This is a genomic window from Glutamicibacter sp. FBE19 (assembly GCF_015524875.1).
Lineage (GTDB): Bacteria > Actinomycetota > Actinomycetes > Actinomycetales > Micrococcaceae > Glutamicibacter > Glutamicibacter halophytocola.
The window spans coordinates 550608-565809 of sequence record NZ_JACKQN010000001.1 but is presented as its reverse complement, the minus strand read 5'-3'; the positions used below and the strand labels follow the sequence as shown (position 1 = coordinate 565809).

Here is a 15202-nt window from a genome sequence, read left to right as displayed (position 1 = left end):
TCCATTGCCCTGTATTTGCCGGAGCAGGGGCGCATACTGTGGGGCATGGAGAATTCATGGCAACTAGTCATTGACTGCACCGACCCGCGGACCATGGTGGAATTCTGGTCCCAGGCAATGCGCTACATTCCCGAGGCGCCTCCGGAGCCCCACGCAACCTGGCGCGAGCATTGGCAAGCCATGGGCGTTCCGGACGATGAATTGGGCCCCGGGGTTGGCGACCTGCCCGAGTCGCTGGTCGACCCGCAAGGCAACGGTCCGCGCTGGTGGTTCCAGCAGGTGCCCGAGGCCAAAAGCATCAAGAACCGGCTGCATGTTGATCTCCTCGTCGGCGGCGGACGCAGCGTCGAATTCGAGACGCGCAAGGAGCGGGTAACCCACGAGGCGCAGCGGTTGGCGGACCTCGGCGCCACCATCCGAGAGGTGATGGACCTGCCCGAAATGGACCATTTTGCAGTGTGCATGGCTGATCCCGAAGGCAACGAATTCGATGTCGTCTAGCTCCCAGCACAAGCGTTCATATTATGGACAGAGAATCCATTTTTCCTCACCATCCGATCAATAAGCAGGCAATGTCCTGATCGCTATTGAATGCTCATCTGGGACTACGTAACTTTGGAAGTAGACACAACCGCACTCCACATAGTGGACGCAGGGAGATATCGATGACAACGAAGTTTCGAGAAGACGCGGCCGCTGAACTAGCCGCCGTCGTCAAGGATGGCATGACCATCGCCGTGGGAGGCTTCGGCCTCTCGGGAATACCCAACAGGCTGATCACCGCCTTGCGGGACTCCAAAGCCACCAACTTGACCATCGTGTCCAACAATATGGGCGTGGATGGAAAGGGCCTGGGCATCCTCTTGGAAAACCGGCAGGTCTCCAAGGTCCTAGCCTCCTACGTGGGCGAAAACAAGCTATTCGCCCAGCAGTTCCTCGACGGGGATCTTGACGTGGAATTCTGCCCCCAAGGCACCCTCGCGGAACGCTTGCGAGCTGGCGGTGTAGGCATTCCAGCCTTCTTCACGCCCACCGGCGTGGGCACTCCAGTGGCCGAAGGCAAGGAAGTCATGGAGTTCAATGGCAAGCCAGCGATCCTGGAACGCGGAATCTTCGCGGACATCGCGCTGGTCAAGGCCTACCAATCCGACTCCGAGGGCAACCTGCGCTATCGGATGACCTCCAGGAACTTCAACCCATTGGTTGCCATGTCCGGACGCCACACCTTCGCCGAAGCCGAGCACATCCTCGATGACTATCTTGATCCATCCCTGGTCGAGACCCCGGGCATTTTCGTGCAGACCCTGGTGCAGGCCGATCAGGTCAAGGACATTGAACAGCGCACCGTGCGCAGCAGGCAGGAGGCCTAGGCATGTGGACTCGTGATGAAATGGCGGCGATTGCCGCCAGCGAACTGACCGACGGGCAATACGTCAACCTCGGCATCGGCATCCCCACCCTGGTGGCCAATCACCTTCCCGAGGGCGTCTCGGTGAAGCTCCAAAGCGAGAACGGCCTGCTTGGCATGGGCCCCTTCCCCTATGAGGGCGAAGAAGATGCCGACCTGATCAACGCCGGCAAGCAGACAGTCACCATCCTGCCCGGTGGAAGCTTCTTCGACTCGGCAACATCCTTCGGCATGATTCGAGGCGGCCACGTGCAAACAGCCATCCTCGGTGCATTGCAGGTAGCCGCAAACGGCGACCTCGCCAACTGGACCATCCCGGGCAAGCTCGTCAAGGGCATGGGCGGTGCCATGGACCTGGTTGCCGGCACGCCCCGTGTCATTGTCTTGACCGACCACACCGCCAAAGATGGAACGAGCAAGATTGTGGAATCCTGCGACTTGCCCCTGACCGGTGTTGGCGTGGTAGACCGCATCATCACCGACCGCGCGGTTTTCGACATCGAGCAAGGGCGAATGACCTTGCGCGCCGTAGCCCCGGGCGAAAGCCCAGAAACCATTAAAGAGATCACGGCAGCAGAATTTGCCGTCGGCATCCTGGAGGACCCGAAAGCATGAGCGTCAAAATCGTGGGCTACGCCCGCACCCCCTTTGTGAAATTCAATGGCGTCTTCGCCAGCGTTCCAGCCACCGAGCTGGGCGCCCACGCCGCCAAGTCGGCGCTGGAGCGTGCCGGTGTTGACCCCAGCGAAGTCGAGCAGGTCATCGTTGGACAGGTGCTTCAAGGCGGAGCAGGCCAGAACCCCGCTCGCCAGTCGGCCGTCGGCGCGGGCATTCCGCTGAATGTTCCGGCCATCGCGGTCAACGCAGTCTGCCTTTCCGGAGCCGAAGCTGTGGTTGCCGGCACTCGCCTCATCAACAATGGCGAAGCCGATATCGTTCTGGCCATCGGCCAGGAATCCATGTCCCTGGCACCTCACGTTCAGCGAGCCCGTGCAGGAACCAAGTACGGTGCCATTGAATTGATCGACACCCTGGAATACGACGGCTTGACCGATGCCGCAGAAAAGCGCTCGATGGGCGCTTCCACCGAAGAGCACAACGCCAACCTGTCATTAACCCGTGAAGAGCAGGACAAGGTGGCCGCCGCGTCGCATCAGCGCGCCGCCGCCTCCCGGGACTTCGCCGCCGGGGAGATCGCCCCGTTCACCATCACTACGCGCAAGGGCGAAACCACCTATTCCGAGGATGACGGCATTCGCGAATCAACCACAGTTGAAACGCTGTCCACCTTGCGCCCGGCGTTCTCGAAAGACGGCAGCATTACCGCAGGCAACTCCTCGCAAATCACCGACGGCGCGGCGGCCGTGGTGCTGGCCAGCGACGCTGCCATTGCGCGGCTGGGCCTGAGCCCGATGGCTGAAGTCGTTTCGCACGCTTTTGTCGCCGGACCGGACCGCACCTTGCACGAACAGCCATCAAACGCCATCGCCGCCGCGCTGCAGAAGGCTGGCGCCCAAGCTGCAGACTTGAAGGCCGTTGAAATCAACGAGGCTTTCGCCGCGGTGGTAGTCCAGTCGGCCAAGGTTCTGGGCTTGGACGAAAAGATCGTGAACCAGCATGGCGGGGCCACCGCCTTGGGCCACCCTATCGGCGCTTCAGGCGCACGCATTATCGGAACGCTGGCCCGCCAACTGCAGGAATTGCCGGCAGGCTCGCTGGGCGCCATCGGCATCTGCGGTGGCGGCGGACAGGGCACCGCCGTGGTGCTTCGCTCGCTGTAGCTCGAACAACCCAGAAGGCTGCCGGCGAATTATCGCCGGCAGCCTTCTGTTCGCAGCTGGGCTTCTAGTGCCAGAGCGGTTCGCGGGACACGTAGGTGGTCAGCAACCGCGCGTCCAGTTCACGGCAGGTCCCGTTGGCCACCCGCGGATCGGCTTCCGAGGTCAATGCGCTGAGCACCGAGCTGATCAGCGCTCCATGGCTCACCACCAGCACGTTTTCCCCTGGGTGCTGCTGGCTGATCTTGAACAGGGCGTTGATCGCGCGTTCAACGAGGTGCTGCTCGGTTTCGCCAGATCCAATGTGCACTTGGCGCTGTTCATCGGCCGGGTGTCCTACCAGCTTGCCTTCCCAATCGCCGAAGTCCTGTTCCATGAGCTCCGGGTTTTCGTGCAGGGCACGGGTGCCGACGCCGTTGGCGATAATTTGCGCAGTCTGCAGCGCCCGGAACAGCGGGGAGGAATAGACCGCAGCCCACGGCCCCTGCATCGCGAGGTCGGCTGCCAGCTGCCGCGCTTGGCGCACTCCGGTGTCGTTCATCGGCAGGTCGCTGCGTCCGTGCAGCCTCCCTGCCTTGTTCCACTCGGTCTGGCCATGGCGGATCAATACAATTTTCTGTTCACTCATCGTCTTCTTCTTTCTTGCGTGCACTTCCAGATCCTGATCTTGAGTGCGAAGTTCTTGCCAATATCAGTTGGCGGCCCGCTGGCCGCCCGCCGACGGGGTTGGCGCCGCGTCCTGCGGCCCGGTCATAAGGTGGTCGCTGTAGGCAACGAACCAATTCACTGCTTCTTGTCCTATTTGAAGTACCCCAAATCCTGATCCGGATTCCGCGAGAATTTCATCTGGGGCAAAAGGATTCATGTTGTAGGAAACTGCTGGCGCCATGAACACCGGGGTATTGATCAGCTGGCTCGTTGCCGCCTGGTGGTAATGCCCGCAGAGGATGGCCTTGATATCGGTGCCGGCGGTGATCGCGGCCAAAGCCATCGGATCCTTTAATCCACGCCCGGCTCTCGCTGGACTCGTGGCTGCCACCGGCGGGTGGTGCAATAGCAGCACCGAACCAAGTGGTGCCGGCGCGGTGAGCAATGACTGCAACCACGACAGCTGGGCCTGGTCCACTTCGCCTTGCGCCAGCTGGAATCCGCCGCTGTCCAACCCGATAATCCGCAATCCCAGCACTTCATGCACGGTATTGGCCGGGTAGGGGCCGGTCGATAACCGCTGGGTATTGAATTCCGTGCCGACGCTTCCTAGTGGATCGTGATTGCCCGGAACACTGATCACCGGGCAGCCAAGCTCCTCTTGGATGTCATTGAGCATCGCCGCGGCCGCCGGGTGGATCGGAGCGCCTCGGTCGGCGATGTCTCCGGTCACGACGATTGCGTCTGGCGAAAAGTGCTGCGTGGCCCGCAGGGCATGGCGAGTTCGCCGCCAGGAATCAATGTTTCCATGAAGCAACCGGCCTTCAGGGCACAGATGGGTGTCGCTCATATGAATGATTGTCAGTGGCTTCATCGATCCCTCCCCCGCGTCCTGCTGCCGTTCACTCCATTGAACTTTTCGGTTCTGACGATTAGGTGAACAAGGAACCGACGAGATGTGAAGTCCTAGCGAATCCCTGTTTTTCGATTACCGAACGAAAATTGCCGAAATCATGGGATATTGCCCGCAATACATGCGATCTGCGGTATATGAACAGCGAGTAGCACCCAAAACGACTACCCTTAGAAGAGCAGATTTGAATCCACCTAGGAGCTACATCCATGACGGGCAGCAAAGTCGTCGCCTTTGGCCACTTCCAGCCAGAGCGCATCGTCCCAAACACCGAGCTGGAAAAGCTGGTGGAAACCAGCGACGAATGGATTACTCGCCGCGTCGGCATCGAGGAACGCCGCTGGGGCACCGGTGTTGAGACCGTGGACTCCATGGCCATCAAAGCCGCAGAGATGGCTTTGGGCAATTCGGCGGACATCGAGGCAGCAGATATCGATCTGATTGTTGTTGCTACCTGCACCGCAACTGACCGCTCGCCTAATATGGCTGCCCGCGTTGCCAGCGCACTGAATATGGAGCAGGGTCCTGCCACCATGGATGTCAACGTGGCTTGCTCGGGCTTCGCCCATGCAGTCGGCATCGCCCAGGGAGCCATCGCCGCAGGCTCCGCGAAGACTGCACTGGTCATCGGCTCGGAAATGCTCACCGATTACACCGACTTCAGCGATCGCACCACGTGCGTTTTGACCGCTGATGGGGCTGGAGCGTTTGTCATCACCGCTTCGGAGGATAACGGAATCTCGCCGGTCGTGTGGGGCTCGGTTCCATCGCTGTCAGACGCTGTTCGCATTGAAACTGAAAACAACATGAAGTTCGCGCAGAATGGCCAAAGCGTTTACCGCTGGACCGTTACGCAGCTTCCAAAGATTGCTTCGCAAATTATCGACCGCGCAGGCATGAAGCCAGAAGAGCTGGACGCGATTGTCCTGCACCAGGCCAACCTTCGCATCATCGAGCCGCTGGCTGAGAAGATCGGCGCTCCGAACGCACGCGTGGCCACCGACGTGGTCTATTCGGGCAACACCTCGGCAGCATCGGTTCCGCTGGCCCTGTCGAAGATGATGGCCTCGGATGAGCCACTGCCTTCAGGTTCCAAGGCGTTGCTCTTTGCCTTCGGTGGCGGCCTGGCTTACGCTGGCCAGATCATCACCATCCCGTAAGCATTGACCACCATTAGTGGGCGCCCCGGCATTCTTGCCAGGGCGCCCACTAGTGCTTTAACAGCGTTTCGCGGGAGATCCAAAATCATTCCCGCAACCCCCTTGCCCAAATGCGTTAGTCACTGCTAACGTATCTTTTATGCTTGATCTGCTGGAAGTCGCTTCCGAACCAACGCGAAGGCGCTTGATTCAGTTGCTGGGTTCCGGAGAACGCACGGTGACGGAACTGGCGGCAAATTTCACGGTCTCCCGTTCCGCCATCTCACAACACCTGCTGCTTTTGATTGACGTGGGACTGCTGCAAGCGCGCAAGGATGGACGCAGCCGCTACTACTCGCTGAACCCGGCAGGCATCGCGAAGCTCAAGGTCCACCTTGACTCGTTTTGGAACACCGAACTTGATCTGCTTGTCGCCGAAGCCGCCGATTTGGCAGCGCTCGGCACACTGCCGAATTCGCCACAGAACCCACCAGGAGAAACGCCATGAGCTTTGAACGAACCGTCCTCCTCCCCGTTGACGCCGACACCGCCTTTGACCTTGTCACCAACCCCGAACGCCTTCGCCGCTGGCAAACCGTGGCCAACCGCGTTGATCTTCGAATGGGCGGGAGCTTCCGCTTCACCATGGGACCAGGCCATCAGGCCACGGGCACCTTCACCGAAATCGAGCCTGGCAAGCGCCTGGTGTTCACATGGGGCTGGGAAGGCTCCGACGCCGTTCCGCCGGGCGACTCAACGGTCTTCATCACCTTGGAACCCTGGGAGAATGGCACCGCAGTCACCTTGCGCCATGAAGGCCTGAACGCAGAACAGTCTTCGGGCCATGCAGAGGGATGGAACCACTTCCTGGATCGCCTCACGAGCTTTGCCCAGTCCGGCGAGGCAGTGATCGACGAGTGGAACGCCGTTCCCGAACCCCAGGACCCGTTCATTTCTGCCGAGGGATCATTGGCGGCATTGCAATTTGCCCTGAACAGCATTTCAGAAGCAGACCTTGGCAACCCCACCCCCTGCGCCGAGTTCTCAGTGAGCAAGCTGCTGGATCACCTTGCAGGTTCGATCTCCTCGATCGGCAAGGGCCTGGGCGCAACGATTTCTGACGACCCTGCGCTCGCTGCCGAAGTTCGCATCGCCAACTTGGCACAGCCGACCCTGGAAGCCTTCGCGGCTCATGGCCTGGAAGGCGAAATCGATCTCGGTTTCGCTGCAATGCCGGCAAAAGTTGTCGCCAGCATCCTGAATCTCGAATTGATGGTTCACGGGTGGGACTTCGCCCAGGCCACGGGGCAGGGCTTTGAGATCCATCCGGGCCATGCCGAGTACGTTCTCGGCCTGGCCCGCAAGACCATCGGTCCAGAACAGCGTGCTTCAGGCTCCTTCGCGGAAGAAGCCGTCATTGCCGAATCCGCCAGCAGCCTGGATCGCTTGATCGCCTTCACCGGCCGCGTTCCAGCAGGGGCCTGAGGACCACTGATGGTTGATGTCTCCACCAGCATCGTGATCGACCGGCCGCCGGCCATGGTGGCCGGCTACACGATGAATCCGTTGTACGCACCGGCGTGGTATCGGAATATCCGCTCGGTGCGCCGGCTGGACCAGATCGATTTTGGGGTCGGTTCCCGCACCGCCTTTGAAGCCCGCTTCCTCGGCCGGGACCTTTCTTACACCTATGAAGTCACGTCGATGCTGGAGGACGAGGAACTGGTCATGGCCACCGCCCAGGGCCCGTTCCCCATGCGCACCACTTATCGATTCGAAGCAATGGGCCCAACGGCAACCCGGGTCCAGCTGCGCAATGATGGACAACCCGCGGGTTTCAGCAAGCTCGTCGCCCCGCTGATGCAACCCATGATGCGCCGTGCCACTATGGCTGATCTGCGATCCCTGAAGAAGATCCTGGAGCAGGCCTAGCAAAGATGTTCAGGTGCAGTGGAAGCGATGCAGCCAGCATGGCGTCCACGGCACCCGTGCGCCACTGACCTGAGTGTTCCCACTCACTAGGATTTTCGACTTGACGTTGGGTGCATCACACCCGCACACTTGTACTCGTGAACCTGTCAGACAGCTGGACACCCGGACAGCAGCCGATCGAGCGACGCTCCGCTGCCGAAGCCGTATTCCACGCACTCCGCCTTGCCATTGAAGCCCAGGAAATCCCGGTCGGGAGCAAGCTGGGCTCCGAAGCGGCCCTCGCCGCCGACTACCAGGTCAGCCGCTCGGTGGTCCGCGAAGCATTGCGCTCCTGTGCAGCGCTGGGGTTGACCCGCACCGAAACCGGGCGCGGCACCTTTGTCATTTCGCACCGCCCCACCCGCGAATTGAAGCTGGGCATCTTCTCCTCCGACGACCTGCTCGAAGCCCGCCCGCATATCGAGATTCCGGCCGCCACGCTCGCGGCCACCCGGCGCACCGCCGAGGATCTGGAACGCATCAGCGGGCTGATCGAGCAGATGGACCAGGAAGACGATGCTGCCGCCTGGGTGGAATTGGATGCCGCCTTCCACGCCGCCATCGCCCAAGCCAGCGGCAACTCGGTGTTCACCAAGGTGGTCTCCGATATCCGCGAGGCCATGGCCCGCCAATCCGAAACCGTGAACCTCGTCGCCGGGCGGCGCAGCCCTTCCAGGGACGAGCACCTGGCCATCTACCGGGCCATCCAAGCACAAGATCCCCAGGCCGCCAACCAGGCAATGGGCGATCACCTAGCAGCCGTACAACATGCAGTGTCCACCATCGTCAGGAGCAATAAGTGATCCCCGCCCACCCGCAGTCGCAGACCGACCCGCTGGCCAACCCGGTTTTGCCACAGCACGCGCCATTGGTAGCCGCCACCCGCGGCCACGCAGTGGAATCCATCCACTACGGCTCGGCCGTGCTGCTGGATGCGCAGGGGGAAGTGCTCGCCGCCGTGGGCGAGCCGCAGGCAGCCTACTACCCCCGCTCGGCGCTCAAGCCGCTGTTCGCCGTGGGCATGCTCCGCGCCGGCCTGCAGCTGGACGACCAGCAGCTGGCCCTGGCCTCGGCCAGCCACTCCGGCGCCCCGATCCACCAGCAGGTAGCCAGCTCCACCCTGGCAGCGGCCAAGCTGGATGAAACCGCGCTGCGCAACTCCACCGACCTGCCCTACGGCGTGGCCGAGCAGCAGGAGTACCTGGCCGCTGGCGGCACCGCCACCCAGCTGGCGCAGAACTGCTCGGGCAAGCACGCGGCCCTGGCCGCGCTGAGCGAGCTGAAGGGCTGGGACACCGCCGACTACCTCCACGACGAGCGCCTGCTGCAGATGCTGCAGGAGACCGTCGAAGAGCTCACCGGCGAGAAGATCAGCGGCGAAAGCACCGATGGCTGCGGCACCCCGGTCTACCTGATCAGCCTCATCGGCCTGGCCCGCGGATTCGCCCGCCTGGCCTCCGCCGAAGCAGGCACCCCCGAGGCCCGGGTGGCCGCGGCGATGTCCAAATACCCGGAACTGGTGGCCGGCGATGGCCGCGATGTCACCGAGCTGATGCGCGCCATCCCCGGTGCGGTAGCCAAGGACGGCTTCGAGGGCATCCAGGCCGTGGCCTTGCCCGATGGCACCGCCCTGGCCGTGAAGATCGCCGATGGCTCGGACCGCGCGCGCATGCCGATCACCGTCAAGCTCCTGGCCGGGCACCTCGGTGATGCCGCTCCTGCGGCCCTGGCCGAGCTGGCCAGCTCCCCTGCCATGGGCGGCGGTGCGCCGGTGGGCGTACTGGCTGCCCTCTAGATCCTTCTTTACTCGAACCACTACCTTTTTGGAGATACATCCACCATGTCTGAAACCTTGCTCAGCGGCGAAACGCGTAGCGAGCATGATCTGATTGGCGACCTCGACATCCCAGTGGAAGCCTACTGGGGCGTGCACACCCTGCGCGCAAAAAATAACTTCAACATCACCGGCACTACCCTGGCTGGCAACCCGCACCTGATCCGCGCACTGGCGCGCGTGAAGCAGGCCGCGGCCCGTGCCAACCACGAGCTGGGGCTGCTGGATGCGGACCGCGCCCGCGCCATCGACCAGGCCTGCGAGTCCATCGCGCACGGCTCGCTGCACGACCAGTTCATCCTGGATCCGATCCAGGGCGGGGCCGGCACCAGCACCAACATGAACGCCAACGAGGTCATCGCCAACCTGGCGCTGGAAATCCTGGGCCACCAAAAGGGCGAGTACCAGTACCTGCACCCGAACGACCACGTGAACCTGTCGCAGTCCACCAACGACGCGTACCCGACCGCGGTCAACATCGCCACCCACTTCGCGACCCAGCCGCTGCTGTCAGCCATCGAGGTGCTCCAGGGTTCCTGCAATGCCAAGGCCGCTGAATTCCGCACCGTGGTGAAGATGGGCCGCACCCAGCTGCAGGACGCCGTGCCGATGACCGTGGGCCAGGAGTTCCGCGGCTGGGCTGTGACCCTGGGCGAGGACCGGGCCCGCTTGGCCGAGTCGCTGTCGCTGGTCACCGAGATCAACCTCGGCGCCACCGCCATCGGAACCGGCCTGAATGCCCCGGCCGGCTACGCCGAAGCCGCCTGCCGCCACCTGCGCGAGCTGACCGGGCTGCCGCTGACCACCAGCCCGGATCTGATCGAAGCCACCAGCGATGTGGGCGCCTTTGTGCACCTCTCCGGCGTGCTCAAGCGCGTGGCCCTGAAGATTTCGAAGATCTGCAATGACTTGCGCCTGCTCTCCTCCGGTCCGCGGGCGGGGCTGAACGACATCCAGCTGCCTGCCGTGCAGTCCGGTTCCTCGATCATGCCTGGCAAGGTCAACCCGGTGATCCCGGAAGTTGTCAACCAGATCGCCTACCAGGTGGTCGGCCACGATTTGACCGTCACCATGGCGGCCGAAGGCGGCCAGCTGCAGCTGAACGCCTTCGAGCCGGTGATCGCCCACTCCATCGGCCTGTCCCTGAAGCACCTGACCAATGGCTGCTTGACCCTGGCCGAAAAGTGCATCGACGGCATCACCGTTGACGAGCAAGCGCTGCGCCGCGAGGTGGAGAACTCCATCGGCTTGGTGACCGCGCTGAACCCGCGCTTGGGCTACTCCGCCTCCACCTCGGTGGCCCTCGAAGCGCTGCACACCGGACGCGGCGTGGCCGAGCTGGTGCTCGAACGCGGCCTGCTCTCCGCCGATGACCTCAATGAGCTGCTCTCCCCCGAGCGCCTCGCCAACCTCTCCGACTAAAACAAGGATCCCGATGGACAATTCCACCCCGCACGCCACTGCGGCGCACGTGCCTGACGCCGCGCTGACCGTCGGCGACAACGATTACCACAAGGGCCTTTCCTCCCGGCAGATGCAGATGATCGCCATTGGCGGCGCCATCGGCACCGGCCTGTTCATGGGCGCCGGAGGCCGACTGGCTGATGCCGGCCCCGGCATTGTCATCAGTTACGCAGTCTGCGGCTTCTTCGCCTTCCTGATCCTGCGTGCGCTGGGCGAACTGGTCATGCACCGCCCATCCACCGGCTCGTTCGTCTCCTACGCCCGCGAGTTCTACGGCGAGAAGGCCGCTTTCGCCACCGGCTGGCTGTACTGGCTGAACTGGGTGATGACTGCGATTGTGGACATCACCGCGGTGGCCCTGTACATGGGCTTCTTCGGCAAGTACGTCGCCTGGATCGGTTCGGTGCCACAGTGGGTCTGGGCGCTGCTGGCCCTGGCCGTAGTGCTGACCATGAACCTGATCTCGGTCAAGGCCTTTGGCGAGATGGAATTCTGGTTCGCACTGATCAAGGTAATCGCACTGGTCGCCTTCCTGATTATCGGCTGCTACTTCGTCATCTTCGGCACCCCGGTAGAAGGCCACGATGTCGGCTTCTCGCTAATCACCGATAACGGCGGGCTATTGCCCAACGGCTTCATGCCGGTGCTGGTACTCATGCAGGGCGTGGTCTTCTCCTACGCTTCCATCGAGCTGATCGGCACCGCTGCAGGCGAGGCCAAGAACCCTGAAAAGGTCATGCCCAAGGCCATCAACACCGTGATCATCCGCATCGCCGTGTTCTATGTCGGCTCCTTGGTCCTGCTTTCTCTGCTGCTGCCCTACACCGCCTACAGCTCCGGGGAATCGCCCTTCGTGACCTTCTTCGGTTCCATCGGCATCAAGGGCATGGACGTGATCATGAACCTGGTGGTTCTCACCGCTGCGCTATCTTCGCTGAATGCCGGCCTGTACTCCACCGGCCGCATCATGCGCTCGATGTCCCTGAACGGCTCGGCTCCGCGCTTCGCCGGACGCATGAACAAGGCCGGCGTCCCGTACGGCGGCATCGTGATCACCGCTGTGGTGGCCGTGCTCGGTGTTGTCCTGAACGCCATCGTTCCTGCTGCAGCGTTCGAGATCGTGCTGAACTTTGCCGCCATCGGCATCATCGCTTCGTGGGCCATGATCGTGCTGTGCCAGATGGCCTTGGTGAAGTCGGCCAAGCGCGGCGAGCAGGATCGCCCGAGCTTCCGCATGCCTCTGGCGCCGATTTCCGGTTGGGTCACCTTGGCCTTCCTGGTCATGGTGCTGATCATGATGGCCTTTGACAACCCGGTAGGCACCTGGACCATCGCCTCGCTGGTCATCATCATTCCGATGATCATTGGCGGCTGGTACCTGTGCCGCGGCCGTATCAATGAATTGGCCCAGGCTCGCATGAACGCCAAGGCGTCAGTGGACTAACCCTGGAACACTAGAATCGCCTAGTCTCGGAAGCGGCGCGGAAGACAAGACCGATCCTGTCCTCTGCGCCGCTACCGCTTTAAGCAGTCTAGGTAAGCTGAACCAATTATTCCGCTTTTACCTTGTGCCTCAGAATCACAGAATGTGTAACTCAAACCGACCTGATCAATCTGAACAATATGATGGCGCTCATGGCGAATCGGACAAAAGCGAATTGAAGACTGCAGCCCAGATTCTGCAACTGGTCTCAAGATTTCTGGTCTCAAGATTTCGCGTTCACTTCTAATCTGGTATTGACAGTACACACCTCACTGAGACGAGATACCTCAGACACGGTATGCCAATCGACTTCGTTGAACCCTACTTCCTCGTTAGCCTAAAGACCTCTTACTGTCACCTATAACGTCATTACTATCAGCACCCCAAGAGCCAAATAAAAGCCTTACGCCCCGTCGCCATCGTCTAACCCCGTATATTTGCTACTTGTAACAATTTTCGACTTGAAGTCATATTATCTCCGTGATTTAGCAGTTCTGGGATAAACAGATAATTTTAACTCTACGAAAAGGATGAACCACGTTGGCCGAGTCACTTGTGCCATAGTTGCGACCTTGTTTATGACGTGCATAGTCGCACCACTTTCGCACGCTGAAGAAGTTGACAGCACAAATTCAGCGCTTGCGACCGCTGGGGAAATGGTCACTGACCAAAATTTCGCGGTCACCAAGACTAGCGCTGTATTTGTTGCCGATTCAGAAGAATCCTCTGTAGTGATTACCACCGACCCCGAAAAGCCGGTAGTTTACGAGGATTCCGCGACTACGATGAAGCTTCACGTCAGGCTCCCGAATGCAGATAAGGCATCTCAAGGAAAAAGGTCTGAGCTGGGCGGCGTCACCTTTGACAACTTCGACGACAGCACGAGCACCGTCCTCCCAAAAACCGATGGCTCTCTGCAAATCGCGACCGTCATTGAATCGAGCGAAGCTCCAAACGAGTACGAGTACACAGTTACCAGTAAATCGGGAGGAGAAATGGTACTGGAGCGTGATGGGAGCGTCTCCATTCTTGATGAGAACGGAGAATGGGAAGCTGGAGTCGCGCGCCCATGGGCAAAAGATGCCAACGGCAATGAAATTCCGACAGAATACCGGATTGATGGCGACAAACTGATACAGCACGTTGCTTTTGATAACGACACGGACTTTCCCGTTGTTGCCGATCCTTGGCTGGGATATAACTTGATTAGCAAAACCTCATGGGCCATGGACCTTTGACAATACAGTCCCACGTTAAAGGTATATCCAACTTCGTTTGGCCGGTACCACGCCGGGCTGGCTGCCAGGTGGGCTGCTTGGTCTGAAACTCTTTCTAAGACGACACGAAAAGGTTGGCCCAACCCGGACACAACTTCGATGAAAAATCAGTTTCTTTGCCATTTCGATGTTGTTCGTCTTCGAGCCCCGAATAAAGAATACTGGGGTCTGGACTCACGACTTCCGAATCGCGGATACTGGGGACACGTGAAGAAGAACTGTAACTAGGAGCAATAATGTCAAGGAACGCAGTGAAAGCCTTCCGAATTCTTTATGCATTGGCATTGACCGGACTGAATGCAGCAGTCATCGCCTTCTACACGCTGTGGCAAATTGCAGATACTGCTGCAATCAATCGAATGGAGACGGGCAGTGGCATGGATGTCGTCCAAATGCTCCCTAACTCCAACCTGATGTGGGCGGCGGCGCATGGATCGCTCATCATGCTGATAATTGTCGACATCATGGCATTCTTCCAAGTCATGACGGCATTTTCTTCTCATGGCAAGGTAGTCTACAACGGAAAATTAGGACCAGCTATTCAAACTACAAAAGTCTAACCTCGCATCTGATCAGGTGTGTTTACTCAACATGAGTAGACACACCTCGGGAGAACGCAGCTCACGGGCAATTACTCGAGGACACAACTACTTGGAGAATTGGTTTGTCCCAGACTTTTCGCCGGTTCACAGACGGGCGATTACTCCGAGAGAAATAGCTCATAATTTGAGAATGCGCTCATCAGCCCAGTTCTTCTGTCGTCAACAACGTAGGTATCACGCTTAGTATCATCCAGCCGCTACAACCGGATGCCACTCAAAGACACCAATTCTGTTCGACGATCATAAATTTACGTCATCAAGTGCGAGTACGGCGCTTTTCGACCGATGGTCCGCAATGCTGAAGACCAGAATCAATATCGCATGACCCATAATTACGCGGGCACCGTACCATAAGTCAGTTCAGTATCCGACAAGACCGGATCTTAAAGAGCAGCCGTGCTGATCTGCTTCCCATGGCAGTCGGTGACAGAGAACGGATCACTAATCAGGCACGTTCCGGCATGAGCGGCATGCTCCCACGGCAATAATGGGATATTTGGTTCCGATGGAAAAATCGCGTGGATTCCACGACCGTCATCGTTTACCTTGCGTTGTGTGTTAACCCAGAAATACCTGCGTATTCCACATGCACAGCAGCCAAGGCGGTACGGCCACCACAGAACTGAGGGACCTCCACGAAAATTTTCTTGGACCACTATACAACCTAGTACTGCTCCGCCGAGAG

Annotated in this window: 16 protein-coding genes; 14 read left to right on the top strand and 2 right to left on the bottom strand. The window is 60.1% G+C overall.

What is annotated here, in order from left to right:
• Positions 1-45 precede the first annotated feature (45 nt).
• The 4 genes from H6F58_RS02525 to H6F58_RS02510 all read left to right on the top strand — a co-directional run bounded on the left by H6F58_RS02525 (position 46) and on the right by H6F58_RS02510 (position 3189).
• Positions 46-501 (top strand): VOC family protein, encoded by a 456-nt coding sequence (locus H6F58_RS02525; protein ID WP_060703500.1) that lies wholly within the window; start codon positions 46-48, stop codon positions 499-501.
• 164 nt (positions 502-665) lie between these two features.
• A complete protein-coding gene (locus H6F58_RS02520) occupies positions 666-1370 on the top strand; it encodes a CoA transferase subunit A (protein ID WP_146276382.1) in 705 nt (234 codons plus the stop codon).
• Positions 1371-1372: 2 nt separating this feature from the next.
• Complete coding sequence (locus H6F58_RS02515) at positions 1373-2023, top strand: CoA transferase subunit B (RefSeq protein WP_060702671.1); 651 nt, start codon at positions 1373-1375, stop codon at positions 2021-2023.
• Positions 2020-3189, top strand: a complete 1170-nt coding sequence (locus tag H6F58_RS02510) for an acetyl-CoA C-acyltransferase (RefSeq protein WP_060702672.1) — start codon at positions 2020-2022, stop codon at positions 3187-3189. The genes H6F58_RS02515 and H6F58_RS02510 overlap by 4 nt, the downstream gene beginning before the upstream one ends.
• 64 nt (positions 3190-3253) lie before the next feature.
• On the opposite strand, the gene H6F58_RS02505 is transcribed toward H6F58_RS02510, so the two are convergent.
• The gene (locus H6F58_RS02505; protein ID WP_060702673.1) at positions 3254-3814 is read right to left on the bottom strand and encodes a histidine phosphatase family protein; all 561 of its coding nucleotides are present in this window, start codon (positions 3812-3814) and stop codon (positions 3254-3256) included.
• Positions 3815-3877: 63 nt separating this feature from the next.
• Positions 3878-4684 (bottom strand): metallophosphoesterase, encoded by an 807-nt coding sequence (locus H6F58_RS02500; RefSeq protein WP_244652228.1) that lies wholly within the window; start codon positions 4682-4684, stop codon positions 3878-3880.
• A gap of 272 nt (positions 4685-4956) precedes the next feature.
• Between H6F58_RS02500 and H6F58_RS02495 the strand changes: the two genes are divergently transcribed.
• The 10 genes from H6F58_RS02495 (at position 4957) to H6F58_RS02450 (ending at position 14475) form a co-directional block, all read left to right on the top strand.
• Positions 4957-5907, top strand: a complete 951-nt coding sequence (locus H6F58_RS02495; protein WP_195181023.1) for a beta-ketoacyl-ACP synthase III — start codon at positions 4957-4959, stop codon at positions 5905-5907.
• 139 nt (positions 5908-6046) lie between these two features.
• Entirely contained in the window at positions 6047-6394 is a 348-nt protein-coding gene (locus tag H6F58_RS17915; protein WP_146276394.1) for a metalloregulator ArsR/SmtB family transcription factor, read from the top strand.
• Positions 6391-7371, top strand: a complete 981-nt coding sequence (locus H6F58_RS02490; protein WP_206693395.1) for a TIGR03086 family metal-binding protein — start codon at positions 6391-6393, stop codon at positions 7369-7371. The genes H6F58_RS17915 and H6F58_RS02490 overlap by 4 nt, the downstream gene beginning before the upstream one ends.
• A 9-nt stretch (positions 7372-7380) precedes the next feature.
• Positions 7381-7818 carry an SRPBCC family protein gene (locus H6F58_RS02485; RefSeq protein ID WP_195181022.1) on the top strand — a complete coding sequence of 146 codons (438 nt, stop codon included), beginning with the start codon at positions 7381-7383 and terminating at the stop codon, positions 7816-7818.
• A gap of 137 nt (positions 7819-7955) precedes the next feature.
• Positions 7956-8660, top strand: a complete 705-nt coding sequence (locus tag H6F58_RS02480) for a FadR/GntR family transcriptional regulator (RefSeq protein WP_146278199.1) — start codon at positions 7956-7958, stop codon at positions 8658-8660.
• Positions 8657-9652, top strand: a complete 996-nt coding sequence (locus H6F58_RS02475; RefSeq protein ID WP_195181021.1) for an asparaginase — start codon at positions 8657-8659, stop codon at positions 9650-9652. Before H6F58_RS02480 ends, H6F58_RS02475 begins: the two co-directional genes overlap by 4 nt.
• Before the next feature lie 45 nt (positions 9653-9697).
• Positions 9698-11113: an aspartate ammonia-lyase gene (locus H6F58_RS02470; RefSeq protein WP_060702686.1), complete on the top strand. Its 1416-nt coding sequence runs from the start codon at positions 9698-9700 to the stop codon at positions 11111-11113.
• Positions 11114-11126: 13 nt separating this feature from the next.
• Positions 11127-12599: an amino acid permease gene (locus H6F58_RS02465; RefSeq protein ID WP_060702687.1), complete on the top strand. Its 1473-nt coding sequence runs from the start codon at positions 11127-11129 to the stop codon at positions 12597-12599.
• Positions 12600-13369: 770 nt separating this feature from the next.
• Positions 13370-13876, top strand: coding sequence for a hypothetical protein (locus H6F58_RS02460; protein ID WP_195181020.1), 507 nt, complete (start codon positions 13370-13372; stop codon positions 13874-13876).
• Between the two features lie 275 nt (positions 13877-14151).
• Positions 14152-14475 (top strand): cell surface protein, encoded by a 324-nt coding sequence (locus H6F58_RS02450; protein ID WP_195181019.1) that lies wholly within the window; start codon positions 14152-14154, stop codon positions 14473-14475.
• The last annotated feature ends 727 nt before the right edge of the window (positions 14476-15202 follow it).